Source organism: Piscirickettsia litoralis, assembly GCF_001720395.1.
Lineage (GTDB): Bacteria > Pseudomonadota > Gammaproteobacteria > Piscirickettsiales > Piscirickettsiaceae > Piscirickettsia > Piscirickettsia litoralis.
Genome location: NZ_MDTU01000011.1, coordinates 15622 through 19249 on the forward strand (window position 1 = coordinate 15622; position 3628 = coordinate 19249).

Genomic DNA, 3628 nt, shown 5'->3' on the forward strand with positions numbered 1-3628 from the left:
CACCTTATTGCTAAAAAGGTTTGAAACAAACATGAGATTCTCAGGGATATGCTTATCATACAATATCAGCATGTTGCTTTTCGGTAGCACTGCTCCAATCATTGCTGTTTATATATCAAAAATCACAAATGATATAAACTCTCTTGCTTACTACTTAATGGCTGTTTCTGCCTTAACCATTTTTTCGTTTCTTCGTCTACCCAAAGGAAAGTTGAAAACAACTATGATAACTTCTATATAAGCATACTTATATTTAATTGTATTATCCTCCTCGCTATGGCGAGGAATTTTTTTGGTGAAAGAGTAAAGCAGCTTAGAAAACAAGCTAACATAACTCAGGCAGACCTAGCAAAGAAAGTAGGTGTTAGCCAACCTGCAGTCGCTTCGTGGGAATCAGGAGCAAGCAAGACTGTAAAACCTGAACACCTAATAGTAATCTCTTATTTATTTAATGTTTCCCCTGAATGGCTGGCTACAGGTAAAAACAAAAAAAACCAATCATTCCTAAACCAATTTCCAAACACAACAAGAAACAAGCTCGAATCTTATGCTGAGAATAACAATCTGACTATAGAACAAGCCATTTACAAAATAATCAAGTCAGCTCTCTAAGTACGAAAACTCCTTCATGTTATGCATCCTCTCAGGATATAAAATACCATCTAAATGATCATATTCATGCTGAAAAACTCGTGCATGCCATCCTTTTGCTTCTTTCTCAAAATGGTTTCCGTTAACATCATAAGCTGAATAGAGAATATGATCATACCGCCGAGCCAAACCTCTCATTTTAGGTAAGCTCAAACAACCTTCATACTCTTCAGTTAATACTTCAGAAATTATCTCGTAACTGGGGTTTACTAGCACTGTTAGATCGACTTCTTCAACGTCAGGATAACGTGGATTATTCTTAATTTCAAAAACCATGACTCTTAAGTCAATACCAATTTGAGGGGCAGCAAGACCAGCACCGTGGTTCTCTCGCATAGTAACAATTAAGTCTTCGACTAACATTTTAAGTTCAGAAGAATTAAAGTTAACAATCTCAGATGAAGGATTTTTTAAGATTGAATTGCCAGCATAAACTAAATCATGTACGGTCACTTGTTAAAACTCTTTAATTTTTAAAATTAAATAATTTTATCACAAAGTTATAAGTTATGGTTAACTGTAGCAAACCATAAAGCAACTACCCTTTATCAACACCTTTGTCTACATATAAAAACAAATTTTTCTATATTTTTATTTTTAGTAATTTTCATATAATGCTTTTTTCTAAAATATGGATTAAAAATTAATTATGAAAAAGTTACTCCCTTTATCTCTAGCTATTACATGTCTGCTATCTTCGTCTGCAATGGCTTTAACTGTGAATGTTTATAACAATACAGGACAAAACAACCCAAACTATAGCGCAGAAAAGCCCGCTCCTGTGAAGTTTGGCGCTCAATTTAAAAGCGATATGAGTTACTGTGATGAATATGGGCACTGCTCAAGAAAAGGGGTGCATAAAGAGCAGGTTAATATTGGCAACCAATACACTTATATTTATAAAAATAAAGATGCTGAGCAAAAATCTAAAGGCTTAGGGCCATCTTTAGTAATTAAAAATAATGGAAATAAGAAAAAAGACTATATCTTTAACGATGTTGAAGCAACTTACAACTGTCATATATATCGTACTTACAAGCACAACAACTCTTACCGCTGGTCATTACAGTGCGATGAAGTCACGATGAATAATCAGGAAATTTTTGCAAAGCTTAGGTTTAAATAAACAGGCTATACAAAAGACATGGACCTTCTGTGACAGGCGACTTTGGGAGCCTGTCGGTTCTTCAACATTCTTATACGCAAGTTTCACACTTTAGTTCTAACGCTTTAAAATAGCAACTCAAAGAAGTTAAGATAAGGTGTCTCAAGGATGTCTAAGTGCAATATCAACTTCTACTAAAAACCATACCCCACCCGTAAAATCTGGATTAGCGACATGGTCTTGTAAATCTGATCCTCTGGGAATATCCTCACCTGCTTCCGATAAACATTCAACATGACCATCAATTGCATCTTTTGCCATTTCAATAGCATCTTCATATGAATCACCTGCCGTAATTATCCCAGGTAAATCTGGTACAGCTACGGTGTAATCGCTTGTTTTATCTTTCATGACTACAACGGGATAAATCATCGAAACCTCCGCAAGAAACCCCTTCCTTCAGAGAAGAAAGCACTCAACTTTAAACAACTTGTTTTTTACCAAGCCCTTCAGCCAACAAGCATACAACCAAAGTATTTAAACTTACATTTTCTTCTTTAGCTTTTCGAGATAAAGCTGCATGTAGGCTTTTAGGGGTTCTCACTCTCCATTGCCCACTAAAATCATCATCTGATTTTGGTTTAGGTATTTCCCGGCCAAACTCGTGAGCAGCCTCAATCCATGCCTCACAAGCATCTTTAGCATCAGCAATAGCATCTTCAATGGTCTCTCCATCAGCCATGCACCCTGGCAAATCTGGAAACTCAACTAAATAACCACCGCCATCTTCTTCACTTAATCGATGTACGTTAAACGAATAGTCTAAATTAGCCATGAGCATGCTTGCCTTTCCTGGGGCCGGAAACAAAATGACTCAGGTTTATTACACTTGAGACCGCCTTGCTCGTCGTTTCATTTGGGTATTGATCTAGCATTTTAAACAAAAATTCTACAGCTTTCGGTATTCTTGCTAAACCATTTTCATAACGACTAAATGCATTAGGCCCACCTCCAAAAATTGCCCCTGCTTCTTTTTGGTTTAGTTTTAAACCGTTGCGGATACGCTTAACGTCTTGAGGTGTTAATCTTCCTAAAATTTCAGACCGCCATTGCTCAATCTCTTTTGCGGTTGCTTTTAAATCAGCAGGGGAAAGAACAGACTCACCACATGCATCGCAATATTCACCTGGTTGCATTACTTCTAATTTATGCCCTTTAAACGTATGCGTCACTGCTCTAATTTGGCGTGACACTTCAAACTCGCCACATATTGGACATTGTGTTTTCTTTGTCATACCTTACTCCTCTTTGAATGAGACTATAAAAAAATCTTTTACTTTTTGAAACTTAATGTATAAATCAATTTCCAAGTAATTAATTTTGTAAACATCGTGGTTTGCAGTAAATCCTTTACTATAGGGAGCCATTGTTTTGTAAAAGTTATAACTCTCTAACTCTTGAATACAATCCACAACATCTTGCAAAGTAAAGTCAAGTTCAGCAGCAGAGCGGCTAGCAACACCCGTCATTCTTAAGCACTCAACTCGATCAAATTCAGCTTTAATGCTGTCTAAACAATAAGTTGGCTTCGTGAAACTTGTACCTTTCTTTACCATTATTATAGACCATAATTAACTTATAAAGTTATATTAACCTATAAGGTTAATTATATCAACAGTATATTTTAGCCAAAACATCCTAAAGTGAATAAAATCAATCACTCACAACTGGACCTATAATCACAACCAGGATAAAATATTAATATAACAAGAATTTGTACTATTAGAGGCTTTTAACATGGCGCTTCATAAACAAGCCAAGATTTTGAACGAAAGACAAGAAAAAGCAGTTTTAAGCTCACTCCAATCAAGG

Annotated in this window: 8 protein-coding genes; 3 read left to right on the plus strand and 5 right to left on the minus strand. The window is 35.9% G+C overall.

Annotated features, from left to right (window positions below; translation table 11 throughout):
- A partial coding sequence (locus BGC07_RS22840; protein WP_394332150.1) for a hypothetical protein occupies window positions 1–241 on the plus strand: 241 nt, incomplete at its 5' end.
- A gap of 35 nt (window positions 242–276) precedes the next feature.
- Window positions 277–612, plus strand: coding sequence for a helix-turn-helix domain-containing protein (locus BGC07_RS18940; RefSeq protein WP_069314615.1), 336 nt, complete (start codon window positions 277–279; stop codon window positions 610–612).
- On the opposite strand, the gene def is transcribed toward BGC07_RS18940, so the two are convergent.
- A complete protein-coding gene (gene def / locus BGC07_RS18945) occupies window positions 601–1104 on the minus strand; it encodes a peptide deformylase (protein WP_069314616.1) in 504 nt (167 codons plus the stop codon). The genes BGC07_RS18940 and def overlap by 12 nt on opposite strands.
- Before the next feature lie 196 nt (window positions 1105–1300).
- Between def and BGC07_RS18950 the strand changes: the two genes are divergently transcribed.
- Complete coding sequence (locus tag BGC07_RS18950; RefSeq protein ID WP_069314617.1) at window positions 1301–1777, plus strand: hypothetical protein; 477 nt, start codon at window positions 1301–1303, stop codon at window positions 1775–1777.
- A gap of 141 nt (window positions 1778–1918) precedes the next feature.
- Here the strand turns inward: BGC07_RS18950 and BGC07_RS18955 are convergent, their stop codons facing one another.
- From BGC07_RS18955 to BGC07_RS18970, 4 genes are read right to left on the minus strand one after another with little or no spacing between them, the layout of a single operon-like run.
- Window positions 1919–2188 (minus strand): type II toxin-antitoxin system HicB family antitoxin, encoded by a 270-nt coding sequence (locus BGC07_RS18955; protein ID WP_069314618.1) that lies wholly within the window; start codon window positions 2186–2188, stop codon window positions 1919–1921.
- Between the two features lie 49 nt (window positions 2189–2237).
- Entirely contained in the window at window positions 2238–2591 is a 354-nt protein-coding gene (locus tag BGC07_RS18960; RefSeq protein ID WP_069314619.1) for a type II toxin-antitoxin system HicB family antitoxin, read from the minus strand.
- Window positions 2584–3051 carry a type II toxin-antitoxin system MqsA family antitoxin gene (locus BGC07_RS18965; RefSeq protein WP_069314620.1) on the minus strand — a complete coding sequence of 156 codons (468 nt, stop codon included), beginning with the start codon at window positions 3049–3051 and terminating at the stop codon, window positions 2584–2586. Before BGC07_RS18965 ends, BGC07_RS18960 begins: the two co-directional genes overlap by 8 nt.
- Window positions 3052–3054: 3 nt before the next feature.
- Window positions 3055–3372 carry a type II toxin-antitoxin system MqsR family toxin gene (locus tag BGC07_RS18970; RefSeq protein ID WP_069314621.1) on the minus strand — a complete coding sequence of 106 codons (318 nt, stop codon included), beginning with the start codon at window positions 3370–3372 and terminating at the stop codon, window positions 3055–3057.
- Between the last annotated feature and the right edge of the window lie 256 nt (window positions 3373–3628).